14 protein-coding genes and 1 tRNA gene are annotated in these 15,801 nt (G+C 41.8%); 8 read left to right on the top strand and 7 right to left on the bottom strand.

Annotated elements, in window-relative coordinates:
- Window positions 1-198 precede the first annotated feature (198 nt).
- The 3 genes from A9267_RS19715 (at window position 199) to A9267_RS19725 (ending at window position 1,374) form a co-directional block, all read left to right on the top strand.
- Window positions 199-275 (top strand) — tRNA-Asp (locus A9267_RS19715).
- A gap of 363 nt (window positions 276-638) precedes the next feature.
- On the top strand, window positions 639-890 hold the full coding sequence (locus A9267_RS19720) for a YkgJ family cysteine cluster protein (RefSeq protein WP_065110463.1): 252 nt from the start codon (window positions 639-641) through the stop codon (window positions 888-890).
- A gap of 28 nt (window positions 891-918) precedes the next feature.
- Window positions 919-1,374, top strand: a complete 456-nt coding sequence (locus A9267_RS19725) for an Rrf2 family transcriptional regulator (protein WP_065110464.1) — start codon at window positions 919-921, stop codon at window positions 1,372-1,374.
- Here the strand turns inward: A9267_RS19725 and A9267_RS19730 are convergent.
- The 4 genes from A9267_RS19730 to gpmM all read right to left on the bottom strand — a co-directional run bounded on the left by A9267_RS19730 (window position 1,354) and on the right by gpmM (window position 6,067).
- Window positions 1,354-2,100 carry a divergent polysaccharide deacetylase family protein gene (locus A9267_RS19730; RefSeq protein WP_065110465.1) on the bottom strand — a complete coding sequence of 249 codons (747 nt, stop codon included), beginning with the start codon at window positions 2,098-2,100 and terminating at the stop codon, window positions 1,354-1,356. The genes A9267_RS19725 and A9267_RS19730 overlap by 21 nt on opposite strands.
- A gap of 12 nt (window positions 2,101-2,112) precedes the next feature.
- Window positions 2,113-3,315 carry a S41 family peptidase gene (locus A9267_RS19735; protein ID WP_055024076.1) on the bottom strand — a complete coding sequence of 401 codons (1,203 nt, stop codon included), beginning with the start codon at window positions 3,313-3,315 and terminating at the stop codon, window positions 2,113-2,115.
- A 75-nt stretch (window positions 3,316-3,390) separates the two neighbouring features.
- Window positions 3,391-4,524, bottom strand: a complete 1,134-nt coding sequence (locus A9267_RS19740; protein ID WP_055024077.1) for a murein hydrolase activator EnvC family protein — start codon at window positions 4,522-4,524, stop codon at window positions 3,391-3,393.
- Window positions 4,525-4,534: 10 nt separating this feature from the next.
- Window positions 4,535-6,067: a 2,3-bisphosphoglycerate-independent phosphoglycerate mutase gene (gene gpmM, locus A9267_RS19745; protein WP_065110466.1), complete on the bottom strand. Its 1,533-nt coding sequence runs from the start codon at window positions 6,065-6,067 to the stop codon at window positions 4,535-4,537.
- Window positions 6,068-6,436: 369 nt separating this feature from the next.
- Between gpmM and A9267_RS19750 the strand changes: the two genes are divergently transcribed.
- The 5 genes from A9267_RS19750 (at window position 6,437) to A9267_RS19770 (ending at window position 11,307) form a co-directional block, all read left to right on the top strand.
- Window positions 6,437-6,871, top strand: coding sequence for a rhodanese-like domain-containing protein (locus tag A9267_RS19750; RefSeq protein WP_065110467.1), 435 nt, complete (start codon window positions 6,437-6,439; stop codon window positions 6,869-6,871).
- A gap of 206 nt (window positions 6,872-7,077) precedes the next feature.
- The gene (secB, locus tag A9267_RS19755) at window positions 7,078-7,563 is read left to right on the top strand and encodes a protein-export chaperone SecB (RefSeq protein WP_055024080.1); all 486 of its coding nucleotides are present in this window, start codon (window positions 7,078-7,080) and stop codon (window positions 7,561-7,563) included.
- Between the two features lie 5 nt (window positions 7,564-7,568).
- The gene (gpsA, locus tag A9267_RS19760; RefSeq protein ID WP_065110468.1) at window positions 7,569-8,585 is read left to right on the top strand and encodes an NAD(P)H-dependent glycerol-3-phosphate dehydrogenase; all 1,017 of its coding nucleotides are present in this window, start codon (window positions 7,569-7,571) and stop codon (window positions 8,583-8,585) included.
- A 161-nt stretch (window positions 8,586-8,746) separates the two neighbouring features.
- On the top strand, window positions 8,747-9,931 hold the full coding sequence (locus A9267_RS19765; RefSeq protein ID WP_065110469.1) for an NAD(P)/FAD-dependent oxidoreductase: 1,185 nt from the start codon (window positions 8,747-8,749) through the stop codon (window positions 9,929-9,931).
- Window positions 9,932-10,503: 572 nt separating this feature from the next.
- Window positions 10,504-11,307: a PhzF family phenazine biosynthesis protein gene (locus tag A9267_RS19770; protein WP_065110470.1), complete on the top strand. Its 804-nt coding sequence runs from the start codon at window positions 10,504-10,506 to the stop codon at window positions 11,305-11,307.
- A gap of 146 nt (window positions 11,308-11,453) precedes the next feature.
- On the opposite strand, the gene gltS is transcribed toward A9267_RS19770, so the two are convergent.
- From gltS to A9267_RS19785, 3 genes are all read right to left on the bottom strand, one after another.
- Complete coding sequence (gene gltS, locus A9267_RS19775; RefSeq protein ID WP_065110471.1) at window positions 11,454-12,683, bottom strand: sodium/glutamate symporter; 1,230 nt, start codon at window positions 12,681-12,683, stop codon at window positions 11,454-11,456.
- 284 nt (window positions 12,684-12,967) lie between these two features.
- Window positions 12,968-13,984, bottom strand: a complete 1,017-nt coding sequence (locus A9267_RS19780) for a helix-turn-helix domain-containing protein (protein ID WP_065110472.1) — start codon at window positions 13,982-13,984, stop codon at window positions 12,968-12,970.
- Between the two features lie 41 nt (window positions 13,985-14,025).
- Window positions 14,026-15,627, bottom strand: a complete 1,602-nt coding sequence (locus A9267_RS19785; protein ID WP_055024106.1) for an SLC13 family permease — start codon at window positions 15,625-15,627, stop codon at window positions 14,026-14,028.
- Window positions 15,628-15,801 lie beyond the last annotated feature (174 nt).

Raw genomic sequence — 15,801 nt, forward strand, 5'->3', positions numbered from 1 at the left:
GAAACGCAATCGCGCCGATGATAGTGGAAACGCAATCGCGCCGATGATAGTGTGGGGTCTCCCCATGTGAAAGTAGGTCATTGCCAAGCGCCTAATTTACTCGAAAGAGTAGCTTTATCACGATAAAGCGAGTCTACTAACTTTGACAAGTTAGCGACTTAAAAAGCATTTAGCATTACGCGTAAGCATTTTGCTAAAGGAGCGGTAGTTCAGTTGGTTAGAATACCGGCCTGTCACGCCGGGGGTCGCGGGTTCGAGTCCCGTCCGCTCCGCCAACATAAAGACGAAAGCCTCTACAGCAATGTAGAGGCTTTTTTCGTTTTGAGTCGAAATTTACGTGCTGCGTTAAACTTAAATTCTATTACGCTTTAATTGAACGCTGTCATCGTTTGTTCTTGTTAGCTTAATAACGGGCTATTGTGTCGTGCCACTTTTTTCGCATATAGCTTAACTAACAGAAATATCATTGATAGTTAACGCCATATAGCGCCATCACAATGCATTGAATATCAGGTTATAATTTCTACGTAACTCTCATTTTTTACTTAAAGATGTATTTTGAGTGCGTTTTATAGAAAAGATGATTCTATATTAGCCATTAGTAAGATATATTGCTGCTTTAACACTTAGGTACTTTTATGGACTGCCGTCTTGGTTGTGGTGCTTGCTGCATCGCACCTTCTATTACAAGCCCAATTCCAGGAATGCCAAATGGTAAACCTGCTGGAGAACGTTGTATTCAGTTAAATGATGACAACCTTTGTAAACTGTTCGGCGATCCCTCTAGACCTAAAGTATGCTCGGATTTTACTGCCACAATCGATGTGTGTAGTACGTCAAATGAACAAGCGCTTTGGTTGATTACTGATCTTGAATCATCCACTTGTTGATTATGTATTTAAATGTTGGAACTAACTCATGCAACTAACTCGCTATACTGATTATGGCATTCGTATTCTAATGTACCTTGCTGCACAGCCAAAAAGAGAGTCATTATTTCGTATTGCGGAAGTGACTACGGTGTTTGAGTTATCTTCAAACCATGTTGCGAAGATTATTCATCATTTAGGTAAGCTTGGCTACATACAAACCATACGTGGTAAGAGTGGCGGATTTAAACTGGCAGTGGCGCCAGCTGACATTAACTTGGCTAAGTTGGTCGGTGAACTAGAGCCATCATTAGCGCCAGTTAATTGCACTGAGCCTTATTGCCGATTTACACCAGCATGTAGCTTAAAAGGTATATTGGCTAAAGCGGTAGCGGCTTATATGGCGGTGCTTGCTGAATCAACGTTGGCTGATATTGTCGCAAATGCAGATGAATTACTAGAGACGTTACCTGATCTCTCTATCTCAGTACTTGAGTTGAGCTAGCCCCTCGCTTTTTGCCATTGTGACAGGCAGTAATGTCGATGTATGAACTAGGTTAATGCCTTTTGCCTCTAATCGATATAAGTTTTGATTTAAAAAGCGTACCGTTTCAGGGTAAGGGTGCGCTATAACAACTAGACTTCCTTGCTGTTTTGCTTTCTCAATGATTTGTGAAAATTGCTTTTCAAGTGCAACTTCACTGACATCGTTATCTAAGAATATCTCTCTACGTAGCAGTGGTACACCGTGTTTCTCTGCCTTACTACTGGCTTTGCTGTAACGTGTAGTCACACTATCGACAAAATAAAGCTGTTTCTGCTTTAGGCTTTCCATTAACCAGTTCATCGGGTTGTCTAACTGAGTTAGCAAGCTGCCCATATGGTTATTTGCACCTTTGGCATATGGGATATTGGCAAGCGATGCCGTTAACTCTTGTTTGAGTTGTTGTTCGCTCATTTGATTAGTCAGTCCACCATTACCCAGTTTTTTACCGTTCAAGGCCTGCATAGGAATATGCAGCATGATTTCATTTCCTTGATGATGTCCTTGCTCGGCAAGTTTTTGGCCTAATGGTGTATGAGGTAATACTGACAGTGTCACGCTATTTGGAAGTGACAACACAGCCTCATCTGATTGACGATAACCGATATCGTCAATGATGATTGCTATGTTGACTGCTTGAACTGGACCAATAAAAAGTAACGTTAATAAAAAAAATAAGTAGCGCACTGAATCTGCTTTTTAGTTATGTGTTGTTATCCATGCAATAGCTGAAGAAATCTGGCCATCCTGTGGCTCATCATATTGCGCAGTTGATTGCTCAATTATATCCAGATATTCAGAATTTAGAATAGCTTCGTTAGAAATTTTGATGTCAGGTTCAATTCCTTTGCTGTGGATATCATTACCATCTGGCGTACTATATTTGGCGATGGTGAGTTTAATGGCATTGCCCATTTCTAACATAGGGATCAGGCTTTGTACTGTGCCTTTACCAAAACTTGTTTCACCGACTAAAGTTGCGCGGTTATTTTCTTGTAGTGCTGCAGCAAGCACTTCTGATGCAGATGCAGAACCCTTATTAATTAATACCACCATAGGAACGTGCTTAAAAATGGCTGGCTGGGATGCGTAATACACTTCGTTGGCATCAAAAAATCTTCCTTCGGTAGAAACAATGAGCCCATTTTGTAAAAACAAGTCAGCGATACTGATGGCCTGTCCTAATAACCCACCAGGATTATTACGCACATCCAGAATAAGCCCTGTTAACTCAATGTCCTTCCAAAGTTTAGATTGTCTAATGATGGCGCTTGTTGCATCTTCTTGAAATGAATTCAATTGGATATAACCAATATTACCTTTGAGTATTTTGGCATTGATCGATTCTATATGAATAAGTTCAGGGTTAAGTGACAACTCGAACGGCGCATTTTCTTCACGCTCGATGGTTAAATTAATGGTTTGTTTGGCGTTGCTGTTCTGTTTAATATCCATTAACACATCAGTTAAATTCGCACTGTCTATGACAGTATCGTTTAGCTGAAGTACTTTATCACCAGGCTGCAAGTTGGCTCTAGCTGCAGGAGAGTTAGGGTAAGGAGTAATAATCGTGATTTGGTCATCATCGGTGGCTACTTCGAAACCGTATCCAAAGTATTGGCCACTATTATTGTCATTGATGCTTTGGTAATCGTTAGCGTCTAAAAAGCCTGAATATGGGTCGAGATTTGTAAAAATGCCATCAATGGCAAACTCGATCAGTTGTTCGCGATTGACGTCATTAAAGTAATAAGTGTGGATGGTATCTATCACATCAAGTAGCAGGCTGTAGCTGTACTCAGAATCTGATTTATAATGTTGCTCAGAGCTAGACAAGCTCATCGAAAGTGCAACTGAAATACCCAAGAAAAAACATAATAAATAGCGTGCAAATTGCATCATAACAGCCCCTTAATACCGTCAAGGTACATACAGGGCGTCGGTTAGTTCAGCGAGTTAGGCTTCCTAGCCAGTTGTTTATCGACAATATTTCGCTGGGTTAACGGCTTGCCCTTTGTGTCGTATTTCAAAGTATAGGCCAGATTCTGTCTGTCCGCCTGAACTCCCGACAAGAGCAATAGATTCTCCTTTCTGTACAGTTTCTCCTGGCTGAATTAACAGTGCCTGAGCGTGGCCGTACAGGCTCATGTAGCCCTCACCATGATCGACAACCATGACCATACCAAAACCACGTAGCCAATCAGCATAAATGACGGTACCTGGCGCAACAGCGGTAATACTCCGTCCTTCTGGTGCAGCGATAACGACGCCTTTCCAGCGTATTTGTCCTGAGCGGCGACTGCCAAATTTAGAGGCTAAATGCCCTTTAGTAGGCCAGTTTAATTTGCCTCGTCGTTTAGCAAGGCCGTCCATTTCAGGATTGTCTTTAGCTGCAAGTAACGCCTGCTCGATAAGCCGCTTTAAGCTGGCTTCTTCGATTTGCATTTGCTCAAGTTCAGCCCCTTTACTCGTTAAGGTTCGCTGAATTTGTGCCAACGTTTGTTTACGTTGGCTTTGCTCTTTACTCAGTTGTTCAGCTTGTTGCTTTTGCTCAATAATAAGTGCATTAAGCTTTTGTTGTTCAGTGACTTGCTGCTGCTTGACTGTGTCTAATTGCTCTATGGTCGCCTTTAAATCTGTAATGGCTTTAATTCGAGCATTATTAAGGTACTGATAGTAAGCCAACATACGTTCAACAGTCGCTGGATTCTGCTGGTTTAACATCATTTTTGAGTAGTCATGATTACCAGCCAAATAGGCACTAGATAATTGCTTTGATAAGGTTTTTTGTTGCGTAGTTCGCCGCTTGTCTAATTGAATCGTTTCAGTCTCTAACTCACTAAGTTTACTGTTAACTTGAGTTAGTGAAGATTGGGTTTGATTGACTTTTTGAGCTGCATTTGAAATAGCTTGCTCATCACGCTTAAGCAGCGAGATGAGCTTTTCTCGTTGACGACTGGTGTCTTTCAAAGAGTTTTGTTGTTGATTGATCTGCGCTTGAATGGCTTTAAGCTCTGACTGACGCTTATTCAGATCGGCACTTTGAACTGATGATGAAATTATCAGAAAGCCAGCAAATATGCTGGCTTTGAACAGTTGTCGTCTATTCACGAGTGGCTATTTACTCTTTGAGATTAATGATTGAGCGGCCTGTCATTTCTGATGGCACGTCTTGTTCCATCAAGGTTAACATAGTTGGCGCGATATCGCTCAATCGGCCACCATCTTCAATTGTCGCGTCACGACCGACGTAGATAAATGGCACTAACTCACTTGTGTGAGCAGTATGTGCTTGGCCTGTGGTTTCATCAGTCATTTGCTCAGCATTACCATGATCGGCTGTAATTAAGCATTCGCCGCCAACTTTTTGTAATGCATCAACAACTCGGCCAATACAAGCATCAACCGCTTCACATGCTTTTACTGCAGCATCGAAGTTGCCAGTATGACCAACCATATCGCCATTAGGGTAGTTACATATGATGACATCAAACTCGTTAGACTCAATTGCAGCAACCAATTTATCGGTTAGTTCAGTTGAGTTCATCTCTGGTTGAAGATCGTAAGTTGCTACGTCAGGAGACTTAATTAACTCGCGGCTTTCACCTTCAAATGGCTGCTCTTTGCCGCCATTAAAGAAAAATGTTACGTGAGCATATTTTTCGGTTTCAGAGATACGTAACTGAGTCTTGCCTAGGTTTTGTAATGTTTCACCTAAGGTATTTACTAAGTCAGTAGAAGGGAAAGCGACGGGAGCTTTAATGTCGTTGGCATAGTTCGTCAACATGACAAAGTTCACACTAGGTGTTACCTGGCGCTTAAAACCGTCAAAATCGGCATTAACAAAACTGCGAGTGATTTGGCGAGCTCGGTCAGCACGGAAATTCATAAATATCAGTGCGTCATTGTCTTCTAATGACACAGTATCACCGATGGTCGTAGCAGCTACAAATTCATCGTTTTCATCACGCGCATATGCCGCCTCTAATGCATCGACAGCACTTGAGAAGTTAAATTCAGCTTGGCCTTGGGTGATAAGGTTATAAGCCTTTTCAACACGATCCCAGCGGTTATCACGGTCCATTGCATAATAGCGACCAAGAAGTGAGGCTATTTTACCGTGACCTAGAGATTTAAACAGTTCGTCAAAGTGCTCTAATGAGCCTTTAGCGCTGCGTGGAGGCGTATCACGGCCATCTAAAAATGCATGCAAGTACACTTTTGTGGCACCACGCTCTACAGCCATACGACACATAGCTTCAATATGCTCTTCATGGCTATGTACACCACCTGGCGACATTAACCCCATGATATGCACAGCGCCATCTTTGCTGATGGCTTTATCAATGGATTCGCACAGTGCAGTGTTTTGTGCAAACTCATTGTCAGCAATAGACTTACTGATACGAGTCAGCTCTTGATAGACAATGCGGCCAGAACCAATATTGATATGGCCGACTTCTGAATTACCCATTTGACCGTCAGGTAGGCCAACATCCATACCTGAACCAGAAATCAGGCTATGGGGGTAAGTAGCATTAAGTTTATCTATAACAGGGGTGTTGGCATGATAAATCGCATTATTATGCGTATTTTCACGGTAGCCCCAGCCATCTAAGATAAGTAATGCCAGTGGACGCTTTTGAGTCGCCATGGAAGTACCTCTATTTTTAAAGTTAAAGTGTAAAGTTTATGAGAAAGTAAAATTTAATTGATATGGATATTACTACTTATGCTGGCGCTGAAAAAGATATTTACCTTATATAGCCTGTTCTTCATGCCGATTTATATAGCAATATCGGAGCTGGTATACCGGTTAGCCAAGATGAATTTTTTGCAATGAAAGCGAAATCATCATGATTTTGGCGCTGGCTTGTTAATTTTATGCAACCTTTAATGTGTAAAGTGTCACTAATAAGCTCCCATCGGTGATGATTAAGCGTGAACTTGCTGCATTATAAAGACGCAGTCGGTATACTCTGTGGCTTATTAATTTTAGCCAATCTAAAAGTAGGCAGAGAAGATGCAAGAATATATTGAATTTTTTCAGGCGAACCCAGTTTTAAGTATCGCTTGGGTTGGTTTGTTCATCGCTGTAATTGTAACGACAATTAAGACAGCAACATCTAAAGTTATCAACGTCAACACACAAGAATTGACCATGCTGATGAACAAGCAAGGCGGTAAAGTGATTGATGTTCGTTCGCAAGAAGAGTTCCGTAAAGGGCATATCGTAGATGCGTTAAACGTGCCTTTGTCTGAAATTAAAAATAATAAAGCCACTGCCCTTGAAAAGTATAAAAGCAGTCCCATTATTACTGTATGTAATGCTGGAATGACATCTGCGCAAGCAGCTCAACTTCTTGTTACACAAGGCTTTGAAAATGTCAGCAACTTAAAAGGCGGAATGGGCGACTGGACTGCTGCAAACTTACCAACAGTAAAAGGTAAGAAGTAAATATATCCAGCGACTTGCTAATGAATGTTAGCGGGTCCAACAAGATCCTACTTGTATAAAGGGCTTTAAGGCGTTTTGTTAACTAGTTAGATCAACTTTAATCGGGATGGACTAATATCTAGGCTTTGGCTAGGTTTTAGGAATAAAAGCCCAAATTTAAAATTAGCCTCACAGAAGAGCTAAAACACATTTGAAGGTAGGAAATCATGGCTGAAGTAGCAAACAACGAAGAACAAGCACCACAATTCAACATTCAACGCGTATTCACTAAAGATGTTTCATTTGAAACGCCAAACAGCCCAGCTGTTTTCCAAAAAGAATGGAACCCAGAAGTTAAGCTAGATCTTGATACTCGTAGCAACAAACTTTCTGACGACGTGTATGAAGTTGTTCTTTCGTTAACCGTCACTGCACAAAATGGCGACGAAACCGCTTTCTTATGTGAAGTACAACAAGCTGGTATTTTCTCTATCACTGGTTTAACTGAGCAGCAATTGGCTCACTCTTTAGGTGCATACTGCCCTAACGTTTTATTCCCATACGCACGTGAAACAGTAGGTAACTTAGTTTCTCGTGGTACGTTCCCACAGCTTAACCTTGCTCCAGTGAACTTTGACGCGTTATTCGCTCAATACGTTCAACAGCGCCAGCAAGAAGCTGCTGCAGCACCAGCTGCTGAAGAAAACGCTTAATATTTATGAGTAACGCTACCGAAATTACGGTATTAGGGGCGGGGTCTTATGGCACCGCCCTTGCCATTTCTCTCGCCAGCAGTGGTCATAAGACCTTGCTATGGGGTCATGAGCTTGAGCACATGGAAGCCCTTGCTAAAGACAGAGCCAACAGCGCATTTTTACCAGGGATCGCTTTCCCTGATACGCTTGAGCTAGAGTCTGACTTAGGTAAAGCATTAGCAGCGAGTAAAAATGTGTTGGTTGTAGTACCAAGCCATGTATTTGGTTTAGTTCTCAGTCAAGCTAAACCATTGCTTCGAGATGATGCTCGCATTGTCTGGGCAACTAAAGGTTTAGAGCCAGAAACAGGTCGATTATTGCAAGATGTTGCTCGAGAACAATTAGGGGACGATATTCCTCTCGCTGTGTTATCTGGGCCAACATTCGCTAAAGAGCTTGCTGCTGGAATGCCTACAGCAATCTCAGTTGCAGGTACCTGTGCCGACTTTACCAGTGATTTAGTAGAGTTATTGCATAGTCCTAAACGCTTACGTGTTTATGCAAATGATGACTTTACCGGTTTACAATTAGGTGGCGCGGTAAAAAACGTTATCGCAATTGGTGCTGGCATGTCTGATGGTATTGGCTTTGGTGCCAATGCGCGTACAGCATTAATCACTCGTGGTTTGGTTGAATTGACTCGTCTTGGTGTGGCACTGGGTGCCGACAGTAACACCTTTATGGGAATGGCAGGTTTAGGTGACCTAGTGTTGACCTGTACCGATAACCAATCACGTAACCGCCGTTTTGGTTTAGCATTAGGTAAAGGCAGTGATGTCGATACTGCGCAAACAGAAATTGGTCAAGTGGTTGAAGGTTATCGTAATACCAAAGAAGTTTACACATTAGCGAAACGACTTGGTGTTGAAATGCCGATAACTGAGCAAATTTACCAAGTGCTTTATCAAGGTAAAACGCCAGTTGAAGCGGCTAAAGAGCTACTAGGGCGAGACCAAAAGTCTGAGACCATCTCTGAGTAGCGTGAGTGTGAATACGACTGAAAGGGTGCTAATATAGCGCCCTTTTTTGTGTCTGATGATAAAGTAGTCTGTTATGAATAGCGCTTTATTTTCGGCAGATAGTTAACCCGGTTTGTTGGACAATGCCTTATTAGCACCACCCAAAGTGAGAGAGTAAACAAGTGATACATCATGACGTAATTATTATTGGTGCAGGAGCTGCGGGCTTAATGTGTGCAGCAACTGCAGGCTATCGAGGTCGTGACGTACTGGTATTGGATAATGCCAAACAAGCGGGTAAAAAAATTCTGATTAGTGGTGGTGGGCGTTGTAATTTTACCAACCAAAAAGTTGAACCGCACAATTTTATCTGTGGTAACAGCCACTTTGTAAAGTCTGCACTGGCAAGGTATCGTTCTTCAGATTTTATCGAACTTGTGGAACGTCATGGTATTGATTATCACGAGCGAGATCATGGTCAACTGTTTTGTAATGACTCAGCGAAAGACATCGTCAATATGCTGATGACGGAATGTGAATGGGCTGGCGCAAAAGTGCAACTACGAACAGAAATGACCACTGTAAGCAAGAATGCTCAAGGCCAATTTGAAGTGCTGACGTCAAATGGGGACTTTAGCTGTGACTCACTGGTTATCGCAACAGGCGGGTTATCTATGCCGAAACTTGGTGCGTCGCCATATGGCTATAAGCTTGCTGAACAATTTGGATTATCGGTGCTGCCAACGCAAGCGGGTTTAGTCCCTTTTACATGGCATAGTGATCAAAAGGCACGTTTTGAGCCGCTATCAGGTATTGCTGTACCGTCAACGATTACAGCAGAAGACGGCACGCAGTTTAGTGAAGCGTTGTTGTTTACCCATCGTGGTTTATCAGGGCCAGCTATTTTACAAATTTCAAATTATTGGCAAGCGGGTCAAGCTATTAGTATTGATTTATTGCCTAATGAAATCGCGGCTGAAAAGCTTGAAATTGCTTTAGCTAATAGCCCTAAGCAAAGCTTACGCAATACCATTAGCCAATGGTTACCAAAGCGTTTGGTTGAGGCGTTATTTGATGCCGCACAACTTGATAAAGCCCTAAATCAATTAGGCCATGGCGAACGACAGCAAATAGCTAAAGACTTAAATGAGTGGTCAATTGTGATGAATGGCACAGAAGGTTATCGTACTGCAGAAGTGACGTTAGGTGGCGTTGATACGAATGAATTGTCATCGAAAACCATGGAAGCGAAATCGGTTGCTGGTTTGTATTTTATCGGTGAAGTCATGGATGTCAGTGGCTGGCTCGGAGGGTTCAACTTTCAATGGGCTTGGTCATCTGGTGTTGCAGCTGGAATGGCTGTTTAGTTATTTTAATCGAAAAATCACGATTATTTCAATGAGTAATGCCTAAACAGCTATTGCTTAGGTGACAGACATTAAGCAATAGCTCATTATTCCTTTTATGATGCTGGTTTTAAGATTATGGGTATTTATTTCCATAACATTAACGTTTGATTCATCGTTATTTCCTTGGTTTTTAATATCGAGATTTGATGGACTCAAGTGCGTTAATACAGCTAAGTGTCATGAATAAAATTGAATCGTTAAGTGATTAATCAAACTTTTCTAATCGCTCAATATGGATTGGTTTTAATATTAATGATTAAAAAATAACATGGGTGATGTGGAAGAAAAGTGATTGAAATTGATCGTGATTACTCAATCGAACCTGTGTCAATGACTGGTATGAAGAGTGTTTAGTCGTAGCTATCATCTCGAAAATTGGTTTTAATGAATAGTCGGTTAACTCGCTATTAATCTTTATGGTGTATGAGCTGGTTAGCTGATATGTACGCTTTATGCATTGAAATTGACAAAGATACTGGCTGTAGTCTGAATTAAGTTACTGCTGCCGCAAAAGGATTTGGAGCGTGGTCATGGAATTAGAAATATATGTCGTAGATGCTTTCACTGACAAACAATTTAAAGGTAATTCAGCCGCGGTCGTCCCTTTAACCGATTGGCTTGATGATGAGTTAATGCAACATATTGCAGCAGAAAATAACTTATCAGAAACGGCTTTTATTAAATTCTTTTCTCACAATCGCTATGAGATCCGCTGGTTTTCTCCATTAACAGAAATAGACTTCTGCGGTCATGCTACTTTGGCTGCCTCCTTTGTTTTATTTGACCATTTAGGCTGTGAAGGCGAGCTGCAGTTTATGACGACCCATGCTGGCAGTTTATCCGTGACGCAATTGGCTGATGGTCGAATTCAAATGAGCTTTCCTAACAGGGCGCCCGCACCGCTTAATAAAGTCCCTGAAGCATTAATTGCTGGTTTGTCTATTACGCCGCGAGCTGTGTTAAAAAGCGGACAGGCTTATTTTGCGATCATGTCATCAGTTGATGAGGTAGAGCGGCTGCAATATCAATCTGACATTCTAAAAACGCTTGCGCCCTTAGATGTTGTGGTAACAGCACAAGTCGATGTTGCTGAGTCCGAGTATGACTTTGTTTCTCGTTACTTTTGGCCTGCAAACGGCGGTGATGAAGATCCTGTCACAGGGTCTATTCACGCTGGTTTAGTTCCATATTGGGGCGCTATTTTAGAGAAGCAAACCTTAGTCGCAAGACAAGCCTCTGCACGAGGAGGAGTGCTTTATTGTCAGCTTGAAGGTCAGCGAGTATTGGTATCAGGTTACGGGGTGTTATACCTGTTAGGTACCATTTATGTTTAGTATGAGCTTGGCGATGAATTGATATTGAGTGTCGCCGTAATTATATGAGGCCAATGCTGGTGGCAGTAAGGTGTGGGCCCTACATCAGTTGATTGAATTGATATTAAAAAGGCCATCACAAGATGGCCTTTTTTGATTGTATAGCGTTATTGCATCAAGCCGATAAAATAAGGAATGATTAACGCATTAGCAAGGTCGATAAAGAATGCACAAACCAGTGGCACAATAATAAAGGCTTGAGCTGAATAGCCGTAGCGCATAGATACGGCTGACATGTTTGCCATTGCGGTAGGAGTAGAACCTAATGAAATACCGCCAAAGCCAGAACAAATAACGGCAGCGTCGTAGTTTTTACCCATTGCAGGAAATACGACAAATAGATTCACTAATATAGCGACAATAAACTGCATACCTAGAATGGCGAAGATAGGGCCTGCTAAATCAACAAGCGTCCACAATTGCATACTCATTAATGACATAGCTAAGAAAGTACCCAATGCCATATCTGCGATTAAATCGACAGCCGCAGTACGTGTAGGCCAAGCTGTACCTGTTAGTCTTGGGTAACTTTTTGGGGTTAAGTTGGTGACCACAATACCTGCAAATAAGCAGGTAACAAATAAAGGTAAATCTAAACCAAAATTACTGACAACTTCATTAAGAATAAAGCCGAGGATGACACAAATATGAATAGCAAGCAGGGCGTCTAAAAAATCAAAAGATGTCATTTTGACTGGTGTTTCGGTTTCTTTACCTTGCGTGTTTGATGCATCTAAATCAACCGAAGGTTTTAATTGGTGCTTATTAATTAGGTATTTAGCAATCGGACCACCCATTAAACTGGCTAATATCAGGCCGAATGTTGCACTAGCGATGCCGATTTCCATTGCGCTGGTTAGGCCGAACTGTTCTTGAATTTTGGGCGCCCAGGCGATAGCGGTGCCGTGACCACCAATTAACGAGACACTGCCTCCTAATAAGCCAACAACTGGTTCTTGGTTAAACAATGTGGCAACGCCAATACCTGTTAAGTTTTGCAAAATCATGTAGCCAATGGTCACTACCAGTAAAATGGCTAAGGGTTTTCCACCTTTCTTTAAATCCCCTAAGCTTGCATTAATCCCAATCGTGGTAAAGAAGTACACCAAGAGAATATCTCGAGCCATTAAATCAAAAGTCACCTCAACACTGGCGATGGCGTAAATGAAGGTAAACATTATCGAGAAAACAATACCGCCAGAAACAGGCTCCGGAATACTGAACTCTTTTAAAAAACCTACGACCTGATTTAAGCGTCTGCCAACAAACAGCACGATAATACCGATAGTGACGGTAAAAAATGAATTCAGCTGTAAAATGCCGTCAGAAAAGTCCATATAACTTCCTTGTGATTTATGTGTGGTGTGTCAATGACTAACGTATAACAGCACCAATACTCAATGTAATTCTGGCTCAGTTGCTCAATCCTGAATTACTGCCAGTAAGGTGAAACAATATTTTTACATACCTTGGTAATCAATTGATACCACGATTGATTATTAATCAATAAAAAAGCTTCACCCTTACAAGCTTTCAATAAAATGAAGCTTTGTAAGGGTGAAGCTCAAAAGGGTGACACCTCAAAGGTTTGTATATTAATGACAACCCATGAGGCTGTTGTTTACGTTAGCAAATGCTTACTGAGAGCTAAGACTTCAACAGCTGTTTTACCCAAGGTATAACGACCAGCAATCGCATATTGATGGTTATAGCGGTTGAGCCATTTTTGCAGTTGGGTATTGAGCTCTTCGATATCGGTAATGCGATGATTTTTTAAAAAAGGCGCATAAAATTCATCGTAAGCGAGCTGTTGAAAACGTGCCGCTAAACCATTAACTACAGGTCCGTTATATGCACGCATTTGAATATGGTTTATCTCGGTTTGTTCAAGCAGCTGCTTAAACGGCGCTGCCGACTGTTTGCCTGAAAACTCCGCCCCTCTATCGGTCAGTAGACTATTGATGGGTATCTTGTGTTCTTGATACCAAGGCATAACCGTGGTTGATAAAAATTCAGCCGCAGTCGCAGACTCTTTATTATCAGTCACAATTACAATGGCATATTGGCTGTAGGCATCGATAAAGGTGTGCTGAAATAGCTGACCGATAGGCTCAACAACTCCGATACTAAACGTATCTTGTACACACACATCGCCAGGATATTTACAGTCTAAAGCCGTTTCATTTTGTTCAAGCTTGTAGAGCTGCTCCATATCATGCTGGCTTTTGAAGCTAAGCTGGTTTTGTTGTCGTAGGTGGCTGTTTAAAGCAACTAAGCGATTTTTTTTGGTTTCAAGATTATGCCTAACCCAAATAGTGCGAACGCCACTGGCTGAAATCGTACACCCTCGAGCAGTTAGCAGCTCAGCGGCTTTGGCTTGGCCGTAATTAGGGTAATCGAGTGCAATCTCAATCACTTGATCTTCAACTTCTTGAGAGACTCGATTTTTAAGGGCTGGTTTTTTACGAGAGAGGTTTTTTAACCCTCGCTCACCAGCCTCTTCGTATTGTTTTTTAAAGCGGTAATAGCTATCACGGCTATAACCCATAATATCGCAGGCTTTACTGATACTGCCAAGTTCAGTTGCTAGCTGAAGCAGAGCAAGTTTACTGCGAATTTCATTTTTATTTGAATTCATATCTGCTTATTATCATTAAGTATTTACCATCTAAAAACATCTTACCAAAAAACGCCGTTAGGGGTATAACCTAACCACCTAAACCAGGTTTCACCCATTAGAATGCTGGTGGCCCAGCCTATCATTAACATCGTAAAGCCAAACTTAAAGCTATCGCTCAGACTGTACTGATCTGTTGAGTAAAGTAACAAGGCTGGTTTACTGTTAAAGGGAAGCACATACACATGCTCAATCAATAACGCGACAGGCAATGCCAAGCTCATGATTGGGAAATCAAATCGCTGTGCAATCCCAATTGCGATAGGCACAAACAACATGGTTCGCATCGTTTTAGACTGAAATACTAGCGAGCTCAGTAACATGGCGCCAGTGAGGGCAATGTAAAACACACTGAATGGGGTTGATTCATCCATGCCAAAATATTCTAGGCTAAAATTTACTGCCAGATTAGGTAAGTCAGTTTGTTTAAAACCTGCGCCTAAGGTGTAAGCACCTGCAGAGAATAGGAGTAAATGCCAAGGGACATCGACTTGGTTCCAGTTCACCACTCCAATACGTGGGCATAAGGCGACGATGGCACCAATAAATGCTATCGCTGTTGCGCTCACGCCATGATATTTATCCGTTGCCCAAAAAACCAAAATGGTGACGAAAATGACGATCGATTTTATCTCACGGAATGAGACTTTCCCCATTTTTTCTAGTTCTTCTTTTAAGCGCTCCATACCGCCTTCAATTTGCGGTAAGCGTTCTTCTGGTGCCAACGGAAAGAATATTTTTGTTGCTAGCAGCCAGCCAATAACAATCATACAAACCACAATGGGTAATGCGACAATCATCCAGTCAGCAAAGAAAAAACTTCCCCCTATCGCGCCAGCAATTAAACTTGCTGCTAATAAGTTTGCTCCTGAGCCAGTAACAAATGCACCTGCACATAAGTTGATTTGTAGTAAGTTTTGCAGCACTAAGTTACGGCCAAAATTATTCTTATTGTCACCGCCTCTGGCACCATACACCGCAGCGATTACCATAAAAATGGGCATCAAGATGGCGGCTTTTGCTGTGGTGGCTGAAATGAATGCTGATAGCACTAGGTTGATCACCATAAAACTATAAAAAATGGGTGTAGCGCTTGTGCCAAAGCGGCATATAAACCATAAGGCGAAACGCTTGGCTGCGCCTGAGGACACCAACATAGATGCCAAGATGAAAGAGAGAATGTTAAGCCACATAATAGGGTGGCCTAATTGAGCGTATGCTTGACGCTCGGGCAGAACGCCAGTTAACACTAAGGCGATAATGACCATTAGCGAAGTAAGGTAGTTAGGAATAGGCTCGGTAATCCATAGAATCACCGCCGCACAAAAGATAGCTAACATGGCTTGGCCGTGCCAACTAAACTCCGTTAAGCCCACTTCATGAAAGTGTTCTGCTGCCGAATGACTTAGCATAGCGGGATCAAATTGAGTTAAAAATGAGGCTGGAGCACCGGTTAATATCGCAACAAAAACCACCAAGGCAATCCATATACCGCTTCGTGCTAGCCACAACTCAAAGTTTGATTTTGATCTGACAGGCAACCTTTCCATTCGATATTGATTCATGTCAAGGGGGTCTATCCGTTCCGTAACTTCTTTGCTCATTTTCTTATGACCTTTAGCTGAAATCCTTATGGGCTAACCATACCCCTTAACGTGAGGATAAAACTGGATCAAGATCAATAAAATAACCAATTAGTTTTCAATTAATATTTTTTACTTTTGTTTGTGTTAACTTTGGGGTTTGCTTAATTTGTTGATTTTTATGGGTTATATTTA

Source organism: Shewanella sp. UCD-FRSSP16_17 (assembly GCF_001675935.1).
Taxonomy (GTDB): Bacteria; Pseudomonadota; Gammaproteobacteria; order Enterobacterales; family Shewanellaceae; genus Shewanella; species Shewanella japonica.

Bases quoted from the DNA above. Each gene is read 5' to 3' on its own strand.
- A9267_RS19720 (WP_065110463.1), top strand. From the start codon at position 639: ATGGACTGCCGTCTTGGTTGTGGTGCTTGCTGCATCGCACCTTCTATT.
- A9267_RS19725 (WP_065110464.1), top strand. From the start codon at position 919: ATGCAACTAACTCGCTATACTGATTATGGCATTCGTATTCTAATGTAC.
- A9267_RS19735 (WP_055024076.1), bottom strand. From the start codon at position 3,315: ATGATGCAATTTGCACGCTATTTATTATGTTTTTTCTTGGGTATTTCA.
- gpmM (WP_065110466.1), bottom strand. From the start codon at position 6,067: ATGGCGACTCAAAAGCGTCCACTGGCATTACTTATCTTAGATGGCTGG.
- A9267_RS19750 (WP_065110467.1), top strand. From the start codon at position 6,437: ATGCAAGAATATATTGAATTTTTTCAGGCGAACCCAGTTTTAAGTATC.
- secB (WP_055024080.1), top strand. From the start codon at position 7,078: ATGGCTGAAGTAGCAAACAACGAAGAACAAGCACCACAATTCAACATT.
- gpsA (WP_065110468.1), top strand. From the start codon at position 7,569: ATGAGTAACGCTACCGAAATTACGGTATTAGGGGCGGGGTCTTATGGC.
- A9267_RS19770 (WP_065110470.1), top strand. From the start codon at position 10,504: ATGGAATTAGAAATATATGTCGTAGATGCTTTCACTGACAAACAATTT.
- gltS (WP_065110471.1), bottom strand. From the start codon at position 12,683: ATGGACTTTTCTGACGGCATTTTACAGCTGAATTCATTTTTTACCGTC.
- A9267_RS19780 (WP_065110472.1), bottom strand. From the start codon at position 13,984: ATGAATTCAAATAAAAATGAAATTCGCAGTAAACTTGCTCTGCTTCAG.
- A9267_RS19785 (WP_055024106.1), bottom strand. From the start codon at position 15,627: ATGAGCAAAGAAGTTACGGAACGGATAGACCCCCTTGACATGAATCAA.